11 protein-coding genes are annotated in these 20,979 nt (G+C 72.9%); 3 read left to right on the forward strand and 8 right to left on the reverse strand.

All coding sequences use genetic code 11. From position 1 onward, the window contains the following. Positions 1-31: 31 nt before the first annotated feature. The 6 genes from IO36_RS07235 to IO36_RS07260 all read right to left on the reverse strand — a co-directional run bounded on the left by IO36_RS07235 (position 32) and on the right by IO36_RS07260 (position 12,440). Complete coding sequence (locus IO36_RS07235) at positions 32-2,128, reverse strand: SpoIIE family protein phosphatase (RefSeq protein ID WP_051900116.1); 2,097 nt, start codon at positions 2,126-2,128, stop codon at positions 32-34. A gap of 134 nt (positions 2,129-2,262) precedes the next feature. After that, positions 2,263-3,462 carry a beta-1,3-glucanase family protein gene (locus IO36_RS07240; protein WP_037617408.1) on the reverse strand — a complete coding sequence of 400 codons (1,200 nt, stop codon included), beginning with the start codon at positions 3,460-3,462 and terminating at the stop codon, positions 2,263-2,265. A gap of 75 nt (positions 3,463-3,537) precedes the next feature. Continuing rightward, a complete protein-coding gene (locus IO36_RS07245) occupies positions 3,538-4,815 on the reverse strand; it encodes a glycoside hydrolase family 16 protein (RefSeq protein ID WP_037617410.1) in 1,278 nt (425 codons plus the stop codon). A gap of 280 nt (positions 4,816-5,095) precedes the next feature. Further along, the gene (locus tag IO36_RS07250; RefSeq protein ID WP_037617412.1) at positions 5,096-6,904 is read right to left on the reverse strand and encodes a hypothetical protein; all 1,809 of its coding nucleotides are present in this window, start codon (positions 6,902-6,904) and stop codon (positions 5,096-5,098) included. A gap of 257 nt (positions 6,905-7,161) precedes the next feature. After that, positions 7,162-10,998, reverse strand: coding sequence for a S8 family serine peptidase (locus IO36_RS48880; RefSeq protein ID WP_037617415.1), 3,837 nt, complete (start codon positions 10,996-10,998; stop codon positions 7,162-7,164). A 275-nt stretch (positions 10,999-11,273) separates the two neighbouring features. Continuing rightward, positions 11,274-12,440 (reverse strand): serine/threonine-protein kinase, encoded by a 1,167-nt coding sequence (locus IO36_RS07260; RefSeq protein WP_051900120.1) that lies wholly within the window; start codon positions 12,438-12,440, stop codon positions 11,274-11,276. Between the two features lie 421 nt (positions 12,441-12,861). Here IO36_RS07260 and IO36_RS07265 point away from each other — a divergent pair, with 421 nt between their 5' ends. After that, positions 12,862-14,016 (forward strand): S1 family peptidase, encoded by a 1,155-nt coding sequence (locus IO36_RS07265; protein ID WP_037617417.1) that lies wholly within the window; start codon positions 12,862-12,864, stop codon positions 14,014-14,016. A gap of 273 nt (positions 14,017-14,289) precedes the next feature. Beyond that, positions 14,290-15,120: an aldo/keto reductase gene (locus IO36_RS07270; RefSeq protein WP_037617418.1), complete on the forward strand. Its 831-nt coding sequence runs from the start codon at positions 14,290-14,292 to the stop codon at positions 15,118-15,120. A gap of 78 nt (positions 15,121-15,198) precedes the next feature. Here the strand turns inward: IO36_RS07270 and IO36_RS07275 are convergent, their stop codons facing one another. Both IO36_RS07275 and IO36_RS07280 read right to left on the reverse strand, forming a co-directional pair. Further along, complete coding sequence (locus IO36_RS07275; RefSeq protein WP_037617420.1) at positions 15,199-18,015, reverse strand: hypothetical protein; 2,817 nt, start codon at positions 18,013-18,015, stop codon at positions 15,199-15,201. 304 nt (positions 18,016-18,319) lie between these two features. After that, the gene (locus IO36_RS07280) at positions 18,320-19,699 is read right to left on the reverse strand and encodes a lipase family protein (RefSeq protein ID WP_037618378.1); all 1,380 of its coding nucleotides are present in this window, start codon (positions 19,697-19,699) and stop codon (positions 18,320-18,322) included. Between the two features lie 604 nt (positions 19,700-20,303). Between IO36_RS07280 and IO36_RS07285 the strand changes: the two genes are divergently transcribed. Further along, a complete protein-coding gene (locus tag IO36_RS07285) occupies positions 20,304-20,942 on the forward strand; it encodes a TetR/AcrR family transcriptional regulator (RefSeq protein WP_037617423.1) in 639 nt (212 codons plus the stop codon). Positions 20,943-20,979: the final 37 nt, after the last annotated feature.

Genomic DNA, 20,979 nt, shown 5'->3' on the forward strand with positions numbered 1-20,979 from the left:
TGTCCTCGGACGACGACAGGACCGGTCGGGCTCAGTCGTCGTCCTCGGACACGGACACCTCCGCCCAGATGGTCTTCCCTCGCGTCTCCGGCCGGGTCCCCCAGCGGCGGCTGACCTGCCAGGTGAGGTAGAGGCCCCGGCCGCCCTCGTCGACCTCCTCCGCGTGCCGCAGGTGCGGCACCGTGCTGCTGTCGTCGGTGACCTCGCAGACGACGGCGGATCCGTCGAGGATGAGCCGCACGCCGATCGGGCCGTCCGAGTACCGGACCGCGTTGGTGACGAGTTCGCTGATCACGAGGGTCACGGTGAAGGCGTGGCGGGCGAGGCCCCAGTGTTCCAGCGCGCGCTCGGTGCGGGTGCGGGCCTCTCCGGCGGACGCCGGGTGGTTGGGCAGCGTCCACGCCGCGACCTGGTCCGGTCCGAGGCCCCGGGTGCGGGCCAGCAGCAGGACGGCGTCGTTCTCCATCTGCTCCGGTGTCAGCTTGTACAGCACCTCGTCGCAGATCTCCTGGAGCGGCCGGCCGGTGGGCCGCAACGCGTCGCCGACCCGCTCGAGTTGGACCTGGGGGTCGTCGGAGACGGCCCGGAGCAGGGCGGTGTTGGACAGCAGGAGGACGCTGTCCTCGGCAAGCTCGAACTCGGCGGCGCCGTACTTCGCGAGGCCCCGGCCCAGCGGCGGCCCGGACGGCACCATCGCGTACTCGACGGTCCCGTCGGGCAGCGCCAGCACCGGGGGCGGATGCCCCGCGCTGGCGCCGGCGCAGCGGCGGGTGACGGGACTGTAGACGAGGTAGAGGCACGTGGTGTCCCGGCGCTCGTCGTCGACCGCGGTGTCCGGGCGCCGGTCCCGCTCTCCGTGGAGCCGGGTCACCAGGGCGTGCAGCCGTTCCAGGACCTCCTCGGGGGACAGGTCGAGGACCGCCAGCGCGCTGATCGCCGCCCTCACCTCGCCCATGGTGGCGGCGGCCTCCAGGCCGCGGCCCGCCGTGTCGCCGGCCACCAGGGCCACCCGAGCCCCGGACAGCGGGATCACGTCGAACCAGTCCCCGCCCGCGCCCAGCGGGCAGTAGCTGTAGGCGGTCTCCACCGCTCCGTGTCCGAGCACCCGGGCCGGACGCAGGCTGAGCTGGAGGACACGGGCCGCAGACCGCTCCCTGGCGTAGAGCCGGGCGTTGTCCAGGCACAGGGCCACCCGGTCCGCGAGTTCGGCGGCCAGCGCCAGTTCGCCCTCGTCGAAGGCGTGCGGGGTGCGGCTCCGGTAGCAGTGGGCCACCCCGATCACGGACCCGCGGGCGGTGAGCGGCAGCACGAGCAGCGAGTGCGCCCCGGCCTCGGTCAGCCGCCGGCCCCGCACCGGCTCCCCCACGAGCCAGCCGGTCTCCGGACCGAGGTGTTCGACCATGCGGGGCCGGAGGTCGGACAGGGACAGCGCGAAGGGCGTCGCGGCGGACAGCCCGAGCGCTTCGCCGATGGAGGGCAGATAGCGCTCGGCGTCGAGGGCGGCGCTGCGACGGCTCGTGCACCGCAGGGCCCCGTAGTCCAAGGGCGTGCCCGCCGCGCCGGCCTCGCCCCGCAGGACGGAGTCGAGCACCTCGACGACCACCGTGTCGGCCAGCGCGGGAACCATCTCGTCGGCGAACTCCTGCGCCGTGCGGAAGATGTCCAGGGTCGTGCCGATGCGCCCGCCCGCGCGCTCCAGCAGGGCCAGTCGCGCCGCCGCCCGTTTGCGCTCGGTGATGTCCACGACCGCCGTCGCCAGTCCGAGGACGCCGCCCGCCGTGTCCTCCAGCCGGAAGCAGGACACCGACAGCACGATCTCGGGCTGGTCGGGACTGAGATGGCCGCGTACCTCCACGTCCAGGGACGGCACGCCCGTGTCCAGCACCTCCAGGAGCGTCGCCTCGTAGTTCCCGGAGTAGAAGTCGCCGGCCCATTCCCTCGGATGACGTCCCAGGGCCTCTTCCAGGGCGAACGCCTTGACGTAGCGGGCCGCCGTGTTGAAGCGCACCAGACGGAGCTGCGGGTCCAGGACGTGCAGGCCGACCGTCGACTCGGAGAAGAGGGCCCCGAGAACGGCGTGGTCCAGCTCCGACCCCGGTCGGCCATGTCCGCCCAGCGATGCAACCATGACACTTCCGTAGACCGTTGACCACCTAAACATTCCGGTTTGTCAGGGTTCCACCTTATGCGCTCATCGGCGACGCGCGACCGGAGCGCCGCCGGACCGGATGCCCCGCCCACGCGGGGCGGGGCATCGGGACCTCAGAAGGGGGACAGGGTCAGGCGCATCGCGGTGGGGGCGGTGTCCTGGATGAAGGAGGCGAAGTCGGCGACGTCGTCGAAGGCGAAGCCGTAGGCCTTCCCGTCCACGGTGGCCGCGTGAACGGCCTTGGAGTAGTGGTTGGTGAGCTTGGTCCGGTAGAAGTCCGCCGCCTTGGTGGTCGGCTGCGCCGGATTGCCGAGCAGGGTGGAACGGTTGAACCCGGCGCCGAGCACGGCGGCCACAGGACCGGTCGTCCCGTCGTTGGGCGCGGCGAGGGTGCCGTCACAGAAGAGGACGTCACGGGTGGACGGTTTCGCGAACGAGACGGAGGCGGGCCCCGTGAAGGTGAACCTGTCGGCGCGCACCCGGCCGGTGAACGTGCCCGCGTTGGTCCTGACGGTCAGGTTCTTGCCGGTGTACGTGCTCCACACCTGGTCGATGTACGGGGCGAGGTAGTCCTTGGCGAACACGCCCGCGTCGAGTCCGTGGCCCGGGGCCATGATGCGGAGGTCGCCGACCACGAGGGGAGCGAAGTCCGGGTTCCGCTTGATCGCGGCGAACGCGGCGGCCCGTCCGCCCTTGCGGATGGTGCCGGTCGTCTGCTGCTTGGCCCCGGTCAGCCGGATGTTCATGGGTACGCTGAACATGTCGACCATGGTCGTGTTGCAGAACATGCCGGCGGAGTTGAAGGTGAACTCGGCGCAGTCGTGCAGCACTCCGAAGCTGGGGTCGGACTTGACCCAGCCGGCCGGGAACTGCAGGGCGGCGTTGCCGTTGCCGTCCTTGACCGCCTTGAACTTGAGCTTCGCACCCAGGGACACATAGATGCGACCCGACATGAACGGCAGGTTCAGCCGGGTCTCCCCGCTCGCCGCCAGGGTCAGCGCGTAGTCGGTGAACCCGTCCGCCCGGTTGTCCGCGAGGGAGACGGGCGCCAGCTTGCCGTCCTGGGTGACGCGGACCTGCTTTCCGTCCTGGTTGCCGACGATGTAGACGTGCACCGACCGGTTGCCGAACGAGCCGCTGTTGTTGACGATCGTCAGCGGGAGCGAGCCCGCGGCGGCCTTGGTGGAGGCACCCGTCTGACCGGCCATGGCGTACGGCGCGATCGCCGCGATGGCGGGCGCGGCGACGGCCGCGCCCCCGAGGGCGAACAGGGTCTTGCGACGGGTCAGGTTCCGCTGGTGACGAGCCGTCATGTGCGTTGTGCTCCTTGGTGCTTGCGCCTGATGGAGAGGCGGTGGGGGGTGGGAGGGACGAAGGCGGCCGTCGGGTCAGCCGAGCGTCCACTTCTGGTTGGCCGTGCCGGCGCAGGTCCAGATCTGCAGCCGGGTTCCGTCGGCCGAGGAGTTGTCCTTGGCGTCGAGGCACTTGCCCGAGCCGGTGTTCGTCAGGGCTCCGCCGGAGCCGACGCTCCACTGCTGGGCCTTCGTACCGTTGCAGCCGTAGAGCTGGACCGGGGCTCCGTCGGCGGTGGAGGCGGCGCGTACGTCGAGGCACTTGCCGAGCGCCCGTACGGTGCCGTCGGTGCCCACGGTCCACTTCTGGGCGTCGGCCCCGTTGCAGCCGTGCAGCTGGATCGGGGTCTCGTCGGCGCTGGAGGCGCCGGCCACGTCGACGCACATGCCGCCGATGCCCTTGATGGGGCCGGTGGTGCCGGTACCCGTGGTGGGCTTGCCGGAGTCCGCGGCGGTGACCCGCACGTAGTCGACGGTCATGCTCTGCGGCAGGGAGGTGGAGGAGTCCGGGCTGCCGGGCCAGTCACCGCCGACCGCGAGGTTCAGGATGACGAAGAACGGGTGGTCGTAGACCCACTTGTTGCCGTTCACGTCGGCCGGCGTGCGGGTCTCGTAGGCGTGCCCGTCCACGGACCAGGTGATGGCGGTGGGGCTCCAGTCGACGGCGAAGACGTGGAAGTCGTCGGCGAAGGCCTTGCCGTCGGGCAGCGTGTACGCGGCGCCGATGCCGCCGCTGCCCGAGTAGCCGGGACCGTGGATGGTCCCATGGACCGTTCCGGGCTCCTTGCCGACGTTCTCCATGGCGTCGATCTCGCCGCTGTTCGGCCAGCCCACGCTGCCCAGGTTGTCGCCCAGCATCCAGAACGCGGGCCAGACGCCCTGTCCCCGCAGGATCTTGATGCGGGCCTCGAAGTGGCCGTAAGCCTGGGTGAAGGTCTTCGCGGTGTTGAGCCGGGCCGAGGTGTACTGGCAGGTTCCGTTCCAGCACTGGAGCCCGCCGTCGCCGTTCTTGCGCGCGGTGATGACCAGGTGGCCGTTGCCGTCGAGGGCCGCGTTGTCGGTGCTCTTGGTGTAGTACTGCAGCTCGTGGTTGCCGTTGCCCGAACCGCCGGTCTCCAGGGTCCACTTGGCGGAGCTCGGCGCGGTTCCGGCGGCTCCGTCGAACTCGTCGGACCAGGTCTGCACGGCCGAGGCGGCGTGGGCCCGGCCGGCGGAGGGACCCGTGGCGGTGAACAGGACACCACCGGCCGCGCCGGTGGCGAGCAGCAGTGCCAGTCCCCCGAGGGACCATCGGCGTGCGCGATGAACAGCCATGACTGAACACCCCTTGTCTGTGCGGCTGTGGGGAGTGGGGACCGGCGCGGCGACCACGCCCCCCCGCGCGGGCGGCGACAGCGGCTCTCCGTCCCTGAGAGCGCTCTCTGCCCGTACTGGTCCGTACCGGTGGGCCCTGATGCTACGCACGAGTCATGGCGAGGCCAACTGTCCCGGCCGTTCACCAAATCGCCCTGACCTGCGGTTACTTGAGGAAGCGGAGGGCACCCACGGTTGCTTAAGACGCGTTTAACCCGCACTTAAGAAGAAGCCCTCCGCTTCACGGTGCGATCTGCCCGGTCTGTCGCGGATCCGCCCGCCCAGCCTCGGGAGGTCGGCTTCCGGCGGCCGGTGACTCCCCGCTCACGGCCCCGGACAAGCGGTACACGAAGGTCGGGAATTCCTCACCGGTCGCCCGCCTCCAGGCCGGCACGACCGCTTCCGGGTACTGCGCGCGGGCGTCGGCGAACGAGGTGACACAGCGGGCGTGGACGTGCGTCTGGCCGGTGCGGTGGGTGAGCGCGAGCAGGGAGCGCAGCGCCGCGACGGCGTCGTCGGCCCGGCCGTCGGCCAGATGGGCGCGGGCCTCGGCGTCGAGCGCGCGGGCGAGCCCGGACCGCGCGGCGGACAGCGAGGTCGCGTACCGGCGGTCGTCGGGTCCCGACGACTCGTCGACCAGGATGGACTCCGCCTCCGTGTAGCAGGCGACGGCCGCCCCGTGGTCGCCGGCGCGGCGCAGGGCGCGGCCGAGGACCCGTAACCGGCGGGCCGTCAGGGCGTGGTAGGCGGACCAGTGCGACTCGGCCAGGCGGCGGGTGAGGGCGACCGCCTCCCGTGCGGCCCCCGTGGCTCCGTCGGCGTCGCCGCCGGCCAGCCGCAGCCGGCTCAGGTCCGTCAGGGCACGGGCCAGTTGCGGCTCGTGGGCGGTGGGGTCGAGGTCGACCGCCCGCCGGTGGGCGGCCACGGCGCGTTCCCCCACGAGGACGGCCTCGTGGGAATCGCCCGCCTCCCGGTGGCAGTCGGCGAGCCGCTCGAGACAGACGGCGAGCAGGGGCGCGTAGACGTCCGGGCGTTCGTCGGCGAGACCGGCGCACCGGTCCACCGCTTCCCGCCGGGGGGCCGACTCGGCGGCCGGGTCGCCCAGTTCGCGGAACTGGTCGGCGAGGCGGTCGAGCGCCAGGATGAGCAGTGGTTCGCCCGTCGCCCGGTCCCGGAGCACCACGGTCCGGGCCTCGGCCACGGCCTCCTGCGCCGTCGTCCGCGCCGCGGACGGGTCACCCGTCACCTCCAGAGCGCGCGCCAGGTCCGTGAAGAGCCGCGCCCTGAGCGGCCGTACGACCTCGGGTACGACCCGCAGCATGACCGGATCGGCGTTGTCCCGGGCCTCCCGCCCCACGGCCAGCGCCTCCTCGTGCCGGCCCAACGCCACGAGCCCCGCGGTGAGTTCGCACAGCACCCGGACCCGCACCAGGGTCACGCGGCTCAGCTCGCGCAGCGACATGTCCCGCAGCAGCCCGGCGCACTCCTCGTAGGCGGCCACCGAGTCCTCCGTGCGGTTCAGGGCCCTCAGCACCAGCGCGTACGTGCGGAGCGCCCCCGGCAGTCCGCCCAGGGGACGTTCGCCCCGGGTGGGCACGAGCCGGCGGTAGACGGCCACGCACTCCTCCGCCGATCCCAGCGCGTCGTCGAGCCGCGCCAGGCCGAACCGCGCCTGTGCCCGCAGATGCAGCGCGAAGGCCCGCTGCGCCGGCGACCACCGCGCACCCGGTACGGCCGTGGCCGCGTCCAGCGCCGCGTGCGCCTGTTCGCAGCGGTTGACGAGCATCAGTGTGTGGGCGTGCCACACCAGCGCGCGGGCCAGGAGGTCCCGGTCCCGCTGGTGGGCCTTCCTCGCCCCGGCCAGCTCCCGGTACACGGCCGCCGCCTCCTCGGCCCAGGCCAGCCGGCGCCCCGACGGGGGCGGTCGCAGCAGCACCCAGCGCGGGGCGAGACAGCGGGTCAGCGTGGCGCCGAGCAGGCGCCGGCCGGGGCCGGGGCTCAGCCGGGCCGCCGTCCGCGACAACGGCAGCAGTACACGCACGAGCCCCATCGGCGCCTCCCGTCCGGGATCCTTGACCAGAGGACGGCCAAGTGCCCGCAATGGTTGCCTTCACCGCCCGAACTCGGGCCGCTCCGCTGTTGGTTCCCTTCAGCGCCCGAACTCAGGCCGTTGCGCCGTCGGTTGCCTTCGCCGGAACCCGGAGACCTCCGCCCCGGTCGGGCCGCCGGAACCCGGAGGCCGCCGCCCCGGTCGGGCCGCCGGGGGACGGCGGCACGACGGCCGGGGCGACGGCCCTTGCGGTCGGACTACTTCAGGCCGTAGGCGCGGATCACCTCCTGTGTGACGCGGTTGCCCGCGTCGTCCCAGCCCTCGGCCCTCAGCGACACGTATCCGTGGCGCGGGGCGTCGTAGACGGCCGTCCAGGTACCGGACCTGCCGGTGACCTTGGCCGGTGTCCAGGTCGCCCCGTCGTCGTACGAGACCGACAGCGTCGCGCCCTGCACCGTCCCGGCACCGGCCGCGCCCTCGAGGTGACGCGGGGTCAGCCGGAGCGTCTGGCGGCCGCCACGAGCGTCACCCGCCAGATCGGTGTCGACGCCGTAGTCCATCTGCAGCACGGCCATCCTGTCGATCCTCGTCGGGTCCGTCACCGGGTCGGACGTCACCTGCCACACCGTATGGGTGCGGGGGGACAACCGGTAGGTGTCCGCGTCGCGTTCGGCGGTGAGGTCGAGGGTGTAGACCGACGGGGTCTTCGGCGCGGGGTAGATCGTGGCGGCCTGCGAGGTGCTGGTCTTGATCAGGGTGCCGTCCTGGTACACCTTCAGGCCGATCGTGTTGCCGCTCTGCATGACGCCGGCGTGCAGACCGGCACCGCTGTCCGACCAGGGCTGGACGTTGAACGCGATCTGCGCCTTCTGGCGCTGCGACCACCAGTAGGTGCCGCCGTTGGCGGGGCGTGTCACCGCTCCGAAGAAGTCACGGACCTGACGGGAGCCCGGCTCGTAGGCGTTGCGCACGCTCTGCGAGGACAGCACCAGTCCCGGCCCGGTGCCCAGGCTCTCCACCCACCGGGTGCCCGGCTGCGTCGAGACGTAGTCGGTGCGGGTGCCGGGGATGTCCAGACGCTGGAGGAACCCGGAGCCGTACTTGCGGTAGGGGCGGAAGCCGGACCGGTACTCGCCGCTGGGCGTCTTGACGGCTCCGTGGAACCGCATGTCGATCGTGGCCAGTTCGGACGGGCGGGGACGGTAGCTCAGCCCGGTGGAGGGGATCCGGTCCGGGTGCGCGTCGGAGAGGTCGTACACGTAAGGAGAGTTGGGCACTCCCTCGACGTCGAGCCGCAGCCGGCAGCGCTTCGCCTCGGCGACCAGGGGCGCGCCCTCGCGCGCGGTCAGCGAGAACACCGGCACGGCGCTGTAGTCACCGCTCCCGGTGCCGACGTACTCCAGGAGCTTGCCGGGCCCGTCGTTGACGACGATCAGCAGCGCGGCCCCGGCGTCGGCCGCTGCCTGTCCACGGTCGGCGGCGGAGAGGACGTCCGAGCGGGTCACCAGGGCCACCTTGCCGTTGACCTGGAGCTTTGCGTACTCGGCTGGGGTGCCGGTGCCGGCGTACACCACGTCGAGGCGCTTGTGCCCGTCGTACAGCGCGGAGCGGGCCTGGCCCATCGGCCGGAGTTCACGGCCGTCGTCGGTGAGGGTGAGGAAGGGGACCGCCTTGCGCCAGCGGGTCTCGTACTCGAAGGAGCCGGTGGTCACCTTGCGGGTGGGCAGTACGTACATGCTGTCGTACTTGGCGGCCAGCAGGTACTGCACCTCCAGGATGCCGATCCCGTACTGGTTGGCGTCCGTGCCGTCGGCGCGGTACCAGTTCATCGAGAGCGTGCGGTCCTCGGTCCGGCGCGGGACCTCGGCGGTCACCGCACGGGCTCTGCTCGCGTCGAGGTCGACGTCCCGGTCCTGGTCGAGCACGACCTCGGGGTCGCCCAGCAGGGCCATGCCGACGGAGTCCGGGCCGCGGCTGCCGGGTACGTCGAGGAACGCGAGCAGGCTGAAGGTGCCCTCGCGCATGCGCAGGTCGAGCTCGCCGCTGTTGTCCACGTACACGGCCCACGGGTCCAGGTCGCTGCCGAACTGCTGCATCTCGACATAGCCGGCGGTGGGCTTGCCTGACCGGTCCTTGAGGCTGATGTGCAGGGTGTGCCGGGTGTCCTCGCGGTAGAGGCCGACCTGGGTGCGGGCCAGTGCCGCGCCGGAGGCGTCGGTGGCGGTGATCTCGCCGAGGTAGCGGCGGCCGTCGGCGCCGAGGCCGGGCTTCGCGGTGGCGGTCACGGTGGCGGTGCCGTGGGCGGGCACGGTAACGGTGTCGGCGGAGAGGGTGAACATCCCGTCGGGGGCGGGCTTGCCCTTGTCGGCGGAGGGGTCGGTGTCGTACGGACCGCCCGCGACGGTCGCGTTCAGGGCGAGGTTCAACTCAGCCGCAGTGTCACCGCTGTTGGTGTAGGTGACGGTGCGGTCGACCGACTGCGCGCCCTCGTGCGGCCAGATGTCGATGCCGAAGTAGGCCGAACCGGTGGCGGTCACCGTCGTGGCGGTCGCGGCGGTCAGGTCCACGCGTCCCGCGCCCACCTGATAGGCGGTGTACGCCGTCAGCTTCTTGGACGTGCTCATCAGCGCGTCCTTGAGCTGCCGGGCCTTCCAGTCCGGGTGCTCCTGGGCGAGGATCGCCGCGGCGCCCGCGACATGGGGCGTCGCCATGGAGGTGCCGCTCATCGACTGGTACCAGCCGGTCTCGGCGCTGCCGCCCGCCTTGGCGGCGAGGACGGCGACGCCGGGGGCGGAGATGTCGGGCTTGAGGGCGTAGTCGTTCAGGCGCGGGCCCTGCGAGGAGAACGACGCGCGCTTGTCGGCAAAGTCCACGGCGGCGACGGTCAGCGCCGCGTCGGCGACGCCGGGGCTGCCCATGCTCGCCTCGCCGCCGGAGTTGCCGGCCGCGATCACGAAGAGCGCGCCGGTGTCCTCGGTGAGCTTGTCGACGGCCTGGCTCATCGGGTCGGTGCCGTCGGAGGGTTCCGAGGAACCCAGGCTCATGCTGATGACCCGGGCGCCGTGCCCGGCGGCCCACTCCATGCCGGCGATGATCCAGGAGTCCTGGCCGTAGCCGTCGTTCGAGAGCACCTTGCCGACCATCAGATCGGCGCCCGGCGCCACCCCCTTCTCGGCGCCGTCGGAGGCGGCTCCGCTGCCGCCCACGGTGGAGGCCGTGTGGGTGCCGTGGCCGTGGCCGTCCTCGACGGTCTCGTCGGGCACGAAGCTCTGCGACGCACCGACGCGGTCGGCGAGATCGGGGTGGTGGGTGTCGACGCCGGTGTCCAGCACGGCCACCTTGACGCCCTTGCCGTCGAGGCCCTTGCCCCAAGCGTCGGGCGCGCCGATCTGCGCCGTGCTGTCCTTCAGCGTCGCCTCGACCCGGCCGTCCAGCCAGATCTTGGACAGTCCGTCGGCGAGCCGGGGAGCACCGGACGCCGATCCGTTCAGGGCCTTCGCCGAGGCACCGGCGGCGGAGGCGGTGGGAGCGACGGACCGCCACAGCTTCCGGGCCTGCTTCTTGGCCGCGCGCACGGACGTCGCATGAATGGCGGGGAGGTCGCGCACCCGGGTGGCGCCGCCGGGCGTGGCCGCGGCCGAGGGCGCCGTCTTGGAACCGTAGCCCAGGATCAGGGGGATGCCCGCGCTGTGGGCGTCGTCGTAGCCCTGCTCGATCAAGGCGGTGACGTCGAACAGCCGCCGGTCCAGCCGGTTCGCGGCGAGGAAGGGCATCACCTCGTCCGGGTAGACGTACAGATCCCCGCCGACGGTCTCGGTGCGTACGCCGCCGAGGGCGCCGGACGGGCGGGTGACGTCGGCGGTCTGCCCGCCGCCGGCAAGTCCGGTGACGCGTACGACATCGCCGGTGAGGAGGGTCACGGTGTGCTGTCCGGACCCGGTGGCCGCAACAGGCGCGGGTGCGGCGGGTGTTGATGTGGTATCGGCCAGTGCCGGACCGGCGGGCAGGGCCAGTGAGGTGAGGACGGAGAGGGTGCCCACCGCTGCCGCGAGGGCTCTTCGACTGCTGCGAGGGGGAGGTATGCGGGAGATCATGGTGCGTTTTCTACCCGCCCGGCGTCGTCGGGGGAGCGCCGGACGATGGCACGAAAGCGCCACGTCTCACATGTGCCAGATCGACGAACTCCCCACAAATACAGGGGAGTTATCTCAATCGCCGCACTCCTGGTCCCGGCCTGCGGCGGCCTCTCGGCAGCTTGGGGCCCGTCGGCCCCGCAGCGTCGGCTGACGCCACGTCGGCACCCGCGCAACCCTGGCCCGTCGGCGCCTCCCGGCCCCGTCGTCCCGCCCTCGCGCCGCCGCCCGCCCGGTCAGGAACCGGTGGGAGTGCCCCCCGGCGCCGTGGGAGCGGGAGAGGACGTGTTCACCGGGACGGTCGAGCCGGGCGTCGGTGTCTCCGCGGAGCTGCTGTCGGGCGAGAACACCTCGACACCGACGAGCACCGCCAGCAGGAAGACCACGGCTCCGGCCGCGGCCCCCACCACCCGCCGCCGGTCCTCGAGGAGTTCACCGACCCCCGAGCGCGGGCGCCGGCGCGAGCGGTGACCGCCTCCCGCGGCGTCCCTCATCACCGACGGCAGGGCGTACGTGGTCGCGGGACCGGTGGCCCTCACGTCCTGCCGGTGCCGTCGCGGCTCAGGCGTCGCGGCCGGGAGCGGCTCGGGACGTCCCCGCCAGGCGCCCGAGCCGTACCAGGCTGCGGCCTGAACGGCGGTGGGCCGTTCCTCGGGCTGCTTGGCGAGCAGGCTGAGCAGGTAGTTCTCGAAGGCGGGCGGCAGCTCGGCACCGAGCTCGCGCGGCGGGGTCGGGGCGGTGTCGAGGTGGTGGTGGAGGACCGCGACGGGGCTGCCCGCCTGGAACGGCGGCCGTCCGGTGAGGAGTTGGTACAGGACGCAGCCCAGGGAGTACATGTCGGAGGGCGGCCCCGCGGTCTTGCCGAGGGCCCGCTCGGGAGCCAGGTACAGGCTGGTGCCGACGATCTGCCCGGTCGCGGTCAGACCGCCCGCCGGGTCGTCCATGAAGCGGGCGATCCCGAAGTCGCCGATCTTGACGCTTCCCTCGGCGTCCAGCAGCAGGTTTCCGGGCTTGATGTCCCGGTGCACGATCCCCTGCTGATGCGCGGCGGCCAGCCCCGCGGCCGCCTCGGCGGCGATCCGCGCGACCCGGTCGGCGGGCAGCCGCCCGGCGCCGGTGAGGACACTGGCGAGGCTGTCGCCCTCGACCAGCTCCATCACGAGGAACAGCCGGTTCTCGAAGGCCCCGAAGTCCAGCACGCCCACCACATGACGGTGGTTGAGCAGGCCCGCGGTCTGGGCCTCCAGACGGAACCGGGCCGCGGCCGTCGGGTCGGCGTCCTGGGAGAGGAGGAGCTTCACGGCCACGGATCGCCCGATCATCTCGTCGTAGGCCCGCCACACCTCCCCCATCGCGCCCCGCCCGAGAGTGGTCTGCAGCCGATACCGTCCCGCTATCAGCACTTGTGCTTCATCCTCACGCCGTAGGGATTCCGTCGGTCGCCATCGGACAATGCCCTACCGAGCATCAGTGATCATCGGGGCGCCGCGGCAGGTTGAGCCTACTGCCAACAGGACCGTGATCAGACGCTGTTCACCCAGGGCCACAAGATCACGAAGAACCCTCCGGTGCGCCACCGGACTCTGACGGAACGTGATCCCGAAAGCCGCTCCGACGCCTGTGACATGGGCGGACGAAGGTCGTTCCGGCCGCCGGGGAGGGCGGGAGAGCGGGCACGTTCCGGCACGAGCCGGACAACCGGTCCGCGCATTGGTATGGACCTTGCCGGAGCCTCACACTACCCTCTTCCACGCAACTCTGAGAGCGCTCTCTCCTGCCCTTCGCCCCACTCACCGTCCATCGGACCGACGAAAGGCAACTCCCGTGAGACGCACCACAGTTCTGCGCACCGCCTTATCCGCGGGCCTGCTCGTCAGCGCCGCGACGCTCGGACTCACCCGGGCCGCCGCGAGCGAAGCTCCCCTCAGCATCACGACATCAAGGGCGCCGGCCTCATCGGCACTGGTGTCGGCCATGCAGCGCGATCTCGGACTCACCCGGCAGCAGGCCACCGACCGGCTGGCCCAGGAAACCGCCGCACGCGGCGTCGAGCGCGCCGCCCGGCGCGCGGCCGGCGCCTCCTACGGGGGCTCGTGGTTCGACGCCGCGAGCGGCAGGCTCGTCGTGGCCGTCACCGAGGCCGCCTCACGCGAGGCCGTGGCGGCGACCGGGGCCCGCGTCACCCTCGTCAAGCACAGCCAGCGGCAGCTGGACACCACGAAGACCCGTATCGACGCGCTCGAAGCGCCGGCGGGGGTGGCCGGCTGGCACGTCGACCCCGAGGCCGGCTCCGTGGTCGTCGACGTGGTGTCGGCCCACCGCGGTGACAACGATGTCCGCGCCTTCGTCTCCCGCGCCCGCGCGGCCGGTCCGGTCGTCGTGCACACCACGGACCGGGCGCCGAGGACGTTCGCGGCGGGCACGGTGGGCGGCGACCCGTACTACACGGGCAACGTCCGCTGCTCCATCGGCTTCTCGGTGTACGGGGGCTTCGTCACCGCCGGGCACTGCGCCCAGCCGGGCGCCGGGGTCCGCGGCTGGGACGGCAGCTACATAGGCAACTTCCAGGGCTCCTCGTTCCCGGACAACGACTACGCCTGGGTCAACGTGGGCAGCGGCTGGTGGACCGTGCCCGTGGTCCTCGGCTGGGGCACCGTCTCCGACCAGCTCGTCCGCGGCTCGGGCGAGGCACCCGTCGGAGCCTCGATCTGCCGCTCCGGCTCCACCTCCCACTGGCACTGCGGCACCGTCCTCGCGAAGAACGAGACGGTCAACTACAGCCAGGGCGCGGTGCACCAGATGACCAAGACGAGCGTCTGCGCCGAACCCGGCGACTCCGGGGGCTCGTTCATCAGCGGTGACCAGGCACAGGGCGTCACCTCCGGCGGCTGGGGCAACTGCACCAGCGGCGGCCAGACCTGGTTCCAGCCCGTCAACGAGATCCTGAACCGCTACGGGCTCCGACTGCACACCGCCTGACCCGGGGCGGACGCCGGCCCGCTCGCCCGGCGGGCGGGCCGGCGCACGCGGCGGGGTGCGGGGCACGCGGCGGGAACCTCCGGCAGCACCTGGCGGGGTCGGCCGCCTCCGCGGCCGTCGCACCGGCCGTTTCCGCGCCCGCGGAGCCGCGCGGGTGAGGGAGTGCGCACGTCCGCCGTCCGGCCCCGTCGGCGGCGGCGCGCCCGGGGCACGGCGAGGACGACCGCCGGGCACGATGGGCGCGTACCTCTCGCAGCTTCGGAAGGGCTCTTCGTGACCAGCATCCCGGACCGCACGGCCCACGACGGTACGCACATCCCGGCGGTCGGACTCGGCACCTGGCCGATGGACGACGCCCAGGCCGAGGAGGCGGTGGGCCGCGCGCTCGGCCTGGGCTACCGGCTCGTCGACACGGCGGCCAACTACCGCAACGAGACCGGCACCGGACGGGGCATCGCCCGCTCCGGTGTCCCTCGCGAGGAGATCGTCGTCACCACCAAACTGCCGGGCAGGCACCACGGCCACGCGGAGACGCTGGCCTCCTTCGAGGAGTCGCGCGCCCGCCTCGGGCTGTCCTACGTGGACCTGTACCTGATCCACTGGCCCCTGCCCCGCGTGGACAAGTACGTGGACTCCTGGAAGGCGATGATCGAGCTCCGCGCGGCGGGCCTGGTGCGGTCGATCGGCGTCTCGAACTTCACCGCCGAGCACGTCTCCCGGCTGGAGGCGGAGACCGGGGTGCTGCCCTCGGTGAACCAGATCGAGCTGCATCCCGCGCTTCCCCAGGACGAGTTGCGCGCCTTCCACGCCGCCAAGGGCATCGTCACGGAGAGCTGGAGTCCGCTGGGCCGCGGCTCCCGGCTGCTGGACGACCCCGCGCTCGGAAAGATCGCCGAGGCACACGGTGTGACGCCCGGCCAGGTGGTGCTGCGCTGGCACACCCAGCTCGGAGCGGTCCCCATCCCCAAGTCCGCCGACGCCGGGCGGCAGCGGGAGAACCTCGACGTCTTCGGGTTCGAGCTGACGCCCGCCGAGATGGCGGCGGTCGGCGATCGTCCGCACCGCCGGCTCGGCGGCGACCCCACGACGCACGAGGAGTTCTGAGGCCTCTCCCGCATGGCTGTGGCCGGCACGCGCCTTCGGCAGAGGGAAGGCGCGTGCCGGCCACGGGCGGGTGCCGGGCTACGCCGGGTCGTGCACGGTCCCCGTGAACTCGGGACCGTTGCGGCGGGTGCCGTCCTCACCCTCGTAGACCCTCAGACGCATCCGTACCGTCTCCGCGGGCTCGGTCAGGGTGTCGGCCGCGACGGGGACGGTGATCTCGGCACTCGTCCGGCCGGGCGGGATGTCGGCGTACAGGGAGAGGCCGCGCAGCCGCGACAGCGGTCGCGACGGCAGGGGTGCCTCGGCCGAGTAGGTCGTCAGCCACCGGGGATCGACGTCGGTGGTGGACAGTTCCGCGCCCGAGGTCACGGGCAGGACGACGACGTCGGCCGCGATCTCCGCGTCCGCGGCCTCCGAGAGCTTGACGTGCCAGGTCAGGCTGTGGCCCTCGGTGGCGCTCGCGGCGGCCGGAGTGACCCGGACGGTGGGCGCCGCGTCGTCGTTCCGCGCGGTGACACCGCCCCGGAACGCGCCGGTCACCGCGCCGTGGACCGCCTTCACGAAGACGTCGTGCGCCACGTCGTAGCCGTACCGCTTGTTGCCCCTGACCTCGATCGCCACGTCGGGCACCTCACCGCCCGGCCGCACGGTCACCTCGCGCGAGGTGGTCCGGCCGGTGTCCGGATCGGCGACGAACAGCCGGACCGTGCCGCTCCCGTGCCCGGTGACCCGCACCGGCACGTGGTAGGTCCGGACACCCGCGTCACCCTCGTCGACGGTCAGCCGGCCGAGGTCGACACGGACGAGGTCCGCGGCCCGGACCGGGGCGGTCCCGGCCCGCCATCCCCACGCGTCGACGAGCCACGCCTGTCCGGAGCGGGTGCGCGGCACGATCTCCAGGGCCTTCACCCGGTGCGGATCGACTCCCGCGCGGGCGGCCGCGGTCAGCGGCAGCCGGACCTCCTGGCCCCAGTAGGAGGCGGTGCGGTCGGTCCCGGGCAGGCCGTCGAGCCGGACCTGCCCCAGGGTGGCCCGGTGGCCCGAGCTGTCGGTCAGCCGGATGTCGAACCGGTTGTCCCTGCTGTTCGGCGGGACGATCAGGCGCAGCGCCAGGGCCTGGGATCCGGCGAGGGAGACCGGCCGGTCCCGGCGGACCCGGACGGTGGATCCCGCCGCCGTCCACCGCAGTGCCACTGCATGGCGTCCGGGCTCGTCCGACGCCGCCCAGGAGGCGAAGTGCGGCGAGACGCCGCCGCGGCCGGAGCCGAGGCAGGCCGCCGAGACGACCTCGGTGACCTCCTCGCACAGCCTGCCCCCGTCGACGGACACCTGGGCGTCGGGCAGGAACGCCGGGGTACGGCGGCCGCCGACCGCGTGGGTGAGGACCCGCGCGGGACCGGCGGAGGGCGCCCGCCGTCCCGAACCGTCGAGCAGCGGCCGTACCCGGTCGTCACCAGCGACGAACAGCCGTGCCGCGGCGGCGATGTACGTCGCGCCGGCGGTCTGCTGCTGACGGGCCGTCAACCGGGTGGCGGTGCCCGGTGAACACACCCGGTCGGGGGTGTCCCCGTTCCAGAAGTCGTCCTCCGCCGGCGCCTGGGCCTGGCCGGGCGTCCATTCGCTGTTGAAGAAGTTGTGGTCGGCGCCGACCATGTAGACGGCGCTGTGCAGGGCGGTTCCGCTGCTGACGCCCCGGGTCGCGTCCAGGTACATCTCGCCCTGGAGGTCGGACACGTCGCCGTCGCAGCCGGGCAGGATCGTCGCCGAGGGCACGTCGGGCGCCGGATTCTGCCCGAAGAGCGTGGGGCCGATGAGCACGGTGCCGCGGATGTGCCAGCGCACCGGTCCGGGGTAGCCGTCCTGGTCGGCCGGAGCGGCGTACTGGCTGTCCATGGCCGCCCGGTTCACACCCTCGCCGCCGCGCGAGTGGCCGACCAGCAGAACCCGTGCGAGGTCGGCGGGGGCGGTCCGCCGCACGATCGGGGGCGCCGTGGCCGGTTTCGCCGACCAGGCCGCCCAGCGGGCCAGGTGCTGTCGCACCAGCGAGGACCGGGCCTGGGCGCCACCGTCCTCCGCCGCGTAGTCCTGTCCGTTGATGCCGTTGGCGGCGATGGACACGGTCGTGTACCCCTGCGAGGCCAGCAGTTTCTGGTCGGCTAGGTAGCCCCGGTAGCTGGGGATGGAGCGGGTGCCGGCGGGGCAGGGCCACGCGCCGGTCGTGTCGTGGCCGTGGCCGCTGTAGCAGGTGGCGTGGCGGCCGTGCAGGAACAGGACCAGCGGCCGGTGTCCGGGGGCGTTCGTCGGCGCGACCACCACGGCGTGCATCTCCACGCTCCGGGCGAGGCCGGGAAGCCGCACCGAGGGAAGGTCGTAGTCGCCGGTCGCGGTCCGGTAGTGGCCGGGCTTGCCCGGGTCCACGGAGTTCGCGGGCGACGGGGACGGGGGCCGGGCGGCTATGGAGGGCGGTGCGCCGGGCCCGGCCGGTCCGGCGGACCCGCCCGTCGCGGCTCCGGCCGCGTCCAGGCGCCTCGCGCCGGTCCGCGCCTGGAGCCCGGTGGGGTTCGCGAGCCGGGCCGTGCCCAGCGCGAGCCGGAAGGAGCGGCCGTCCGCGGTTCCCACGGGCCGGCCGAGGAAGCGGTCCCCGTCGTAGAACGCGACACCGGCGTCGCTGACGGGCACCGGTTGGTCCGAGCGCCAGACGAGCTGTCGCGCCGCTCCCTCGCCGGTGACGCTCCAGCCCTTCGGAAGTCCGCTGCCGGCGTCCGCGGCGGACGCCTGTCCGGCGGGCCGCGCGGAGCCGGCCGGCTCCTGTTGTGCCTGGGTCGATCCTGGTGCTCCCGCGACCGCTGCGAGCAGCACCGCGGCGACAACACCTGTGCGCCGGACACGGAACAAGTCTCTTCTCCTCCTGGTCGGCCTGCGCCCCCGTCGCCCCGTGGGTCCCGGAGCGCTCCCCCGTCCCACGAGGACGGAGGAGGAGGCAGGAGGGTTGCCTCACGTCATGGGCGTTTCACGGCCAACTTCCTTACCGGCGGGCGGAGTCTGACGTTTCCTGGCCAACTTCCCCACCGGCGCACGGAGTCGGACGTGCTGCGGCCGACTTCCGTACCGGCGCAGACCGCCTGCGACGGCTTGCGTCGCGGATCGCGCGTGCGGGCCCCGGCTCCGGTGACCGGCGCCGGGGCCCGCACCGTGCGGCTCAGGGCTGGAGCGGCATCGTCCAGCAGTTGGAGGTGGCACGCTTGCCGGCGAGGCGGTCGGTGATCCAGTCGATGGCGTCGCCCTGGTCGGTGAGCAGGGGTGCCATGTGGTTGGTGAGCAGCTTGTCGCCGAGGTTCGGCAGGATGACGGCGTCGTAGGTGATGTCGGCGCCCTTGCGGCACCAGTCGACGGCGAGCTGCCGGGCCTGGGCGTGCGGGACGATGTCGTCCTGGACGCCGGTGGCGAGGCGGACGGGACTGGTCGGCTTCAGGTTTCCGATCCGCTGGTTGTCGAGGGTCCGCTGGAGCTCGGGCGAGTTCTCCACGAGGTCGCTGACGGATTCGCCGTCCTTCGTCCAGGACGTGCTCTTCTTGAACGCGTACTTCAGGATCGCGTCCCCGACGCACATCGTGGACAGGTCGTCGAGCGCGGCCTTCCCGGAGGCGTTGAGGTGGTCGTCGGCGATGGACTGCAGGGCGGGGTCGGCCTGGAGGAAGCCGTTGAGGGACCAGCCGAGCGCGCCGGCGAGGGCACTGCCGTCGATGCCCTTGATGACGTCGTAGAGGTTGGCGGGCGGCGCGCCGGAGTAGGTGCCGGCCAGGGTGACGTCCGGGGCGTAACCGGGCTGGAGTTCGGCCGCGGAGGCGCTGGCGCCGCCTCCCTGGCTGTAGCCGTAGAGGCCGACGGGCGAGGCGGCGGTGACCGATGCCCCGGTCAGCCGGCGGGCGGCGCGGACGGCGTCGAGCAGGGCGTGCCCGCCGTCGAGGCGGTTGACGTAGGTGTGGAGCCGGTCGGTGGCGCCGAGCCCGACGTAGTCGGTGACGACCACGGAGACGCCGGAGGCCAGGAGCCGGTAGATCGCGAGGTCCTCGTAACCGACGGAGACCGTCTGGCCGTTGAAGGTGATCGGGTGCTGGAGGCCGATGGAGGCCGCGCACTGGTCGCCCTGCCCCATGGTGCCGGGTGCCAGGGCCACCAGGGGGCGCGGACCGTCGCCCTTCCAGTCGGCCGAGGGTTCGATGTAGGCGCCGGTGACGGCGACGGGCTGCCCGTTGGAGTCGGTCGACTTGTACATGATGCGGGTCGCGGTGCCGGGGAGCGGACCGTCGAGGCCGGGCAGGCTGAGCGCGAGGGGAAGGGGTTCGCTGCGGATCAGGGCGCCGTTGGCGGCGGGGAGGTTCGTGGGCGGCGTGTAGAACGCGGGGATGGTCACGCCGCGGGACACCACGTCGCTCGCGTCGGCCGCGGCGGCGGGCAGCGCCTGGACGCTCAGACAGGCGAGGACCGCGAGCGCGGTGGCGAGGAGACGGCCGCGTGCGGCGGGCGCGGGGCGGGGGGCGGGGGTGGGGCGCTCCGCGCGGGGACGCCGTCCGGGCATCTGGTGCGGCTGACGGGTGTTGTGGGGTCGTTGCATACGGCTCACTCCCTGCTTCGTCAAAACGTGGGGGTCGTGCGGGCGGCCGACGGCGTCCATGGAGTGACGCCGGTGGTGGCTGGGGTGCCGTCCGGGCCGCCACCGCGGGACTGACGGGTGGCGGACCGGGCCGGTGAAGGGGGAAGGGCGGATCGGCTCCGGAAGCGGGCAGGGCAGGACCGTGCCCGGCCGCGTCGCGGAGGTGGACAGGACGTGGGAACCGCCCGCGCGCCGTCGGCCCGGCGGTGCGCGGTGCGGCGTCCGCCGGTACGTCGTACGACGTCGGGCGGGCGGTACGGCATGGGGGTGCCGTGTCCGGTGGAGCCCGGGTGCTCGTGGCTACGGCTCCGCTGTGACGTGCTGTCCCGCTGTCCCTGCCGCCCTGTTCCTGAAGGTGTTCTCGGCAGGTGCGGATGCCGAAGTCCCGTTCGACACCCGCTAGTTACTCCCGAGTTACATCTGGAGAGTAGGAGTGGATGTCACTCAGTGACAAGATGTCTGCGTGCGTCATTTCTGAGCGGCTCGGTATGCTGCCTCCCGTCGAGGGGACAGGGGTGGTGGGGCGACGGTGCGCGATGCGGCACCCGCAGACCGGACCGCGACGGCAGCGAGGCCGTCACTGGGCGAACGACGCAAGGAGGCCCTCCGGCTGGAGATAGCCCGCGAGGCCGTGCGCCTGTTCGTCTCCCAGGGCGTCACGACCACCACGGGGGACCAGATCGCGGAGGCGGTGGGCGTCTCGACCCGCACGCTCTGGCGGCATTTCCCCACCAAGGAGAGCTGCGTACGCCCGTTACTCACCGCGGGACTCGACGCCGCCACGGATCGACTGCGGCACTGGCCGCCCGAGACCGGCCTACTGGACTTCCTGACCCTCTCCTGCCGCCACGGGACGCTGCCGTCCGCGGACCCCGCGGTGCTCGACCTGATCCGCATGACCCCCACGGAGCCCGCACTGCGTGCCGTCTGGCTCCAGGCGCACGACGACGCGCTCCCCGTCCTCACCGAAGCCCTCGCCCGGCGTTCCGGCCGCAGCGCCGACGACCTGCGGGTGAAGGTGCACGCGGCCACCGTCAACGGCGCCCTGCGCGCGGCGGCCGAGGACTTCGCCGTACGGTTCGCCGACCGGGCGCACGCCTCGGAGGAGGACCTGGCCGCCTGTCTGCACGCCGCGCTCCACGCGGCGTCGGAGGGCCTGCCGTACTGACAACGAAGCCTCGCGACGCACCAGTTGACCCTCAGTG

The organism is Streptomyces aureus (assembly GCF_000725495.1).
Taxonomy (GTDB): Bacteria; Actinomycetota; Actinomycetes; order Streptomycetales; family Streptomycetaceae; genus Streptomyces; species Streptomyces aureus_B.

Coding starts and splice junctions, on each gene's coding strand:
- IO36_RS07245 (WP_037617410.1), bottom strand. CDS start 4,815: ATGGCTGTTCATCGCGCACGCCGATGGTCCCTCGGGGGACTGGCACTG.
- IO36_RS07250 (WP_037617412.1), bottom strand. CDS start 6,904: ATGGGGCTCGTGCGTGTACTGCTGCCGTTGTCGCGGACGGCGGCCCGG.
- IO36_RS07235 (WP_051900116.1), bottom strand. CDS start 2,128: ATGGTTGCATCGCTGGGCGGACATGGCCGACCGGGGTCGGAGCTGGAC.
- IO36_RS07240 (WP_037617408.1), bottom strand. CDS start 3,462: ATGACGGCTCGTCACCAGCGGAACCTGACCCGTCGCAAGACCCTGTTC.
- IO36_RS48880 (WP_037617415.1), bottom strand. CDS start 10,998: ATGATCTCCCGCATACCTCCCCCTCGCAGCAGTCGAAGAGCCCTCGCG.
- IO36_RS07280 (WP_037618378.1), bottom strand. CDS start 19,699: ATGCCCGGACGGCGTCCCCGCGCGGAGCGCCCCACCCCCGCCCCCCGC.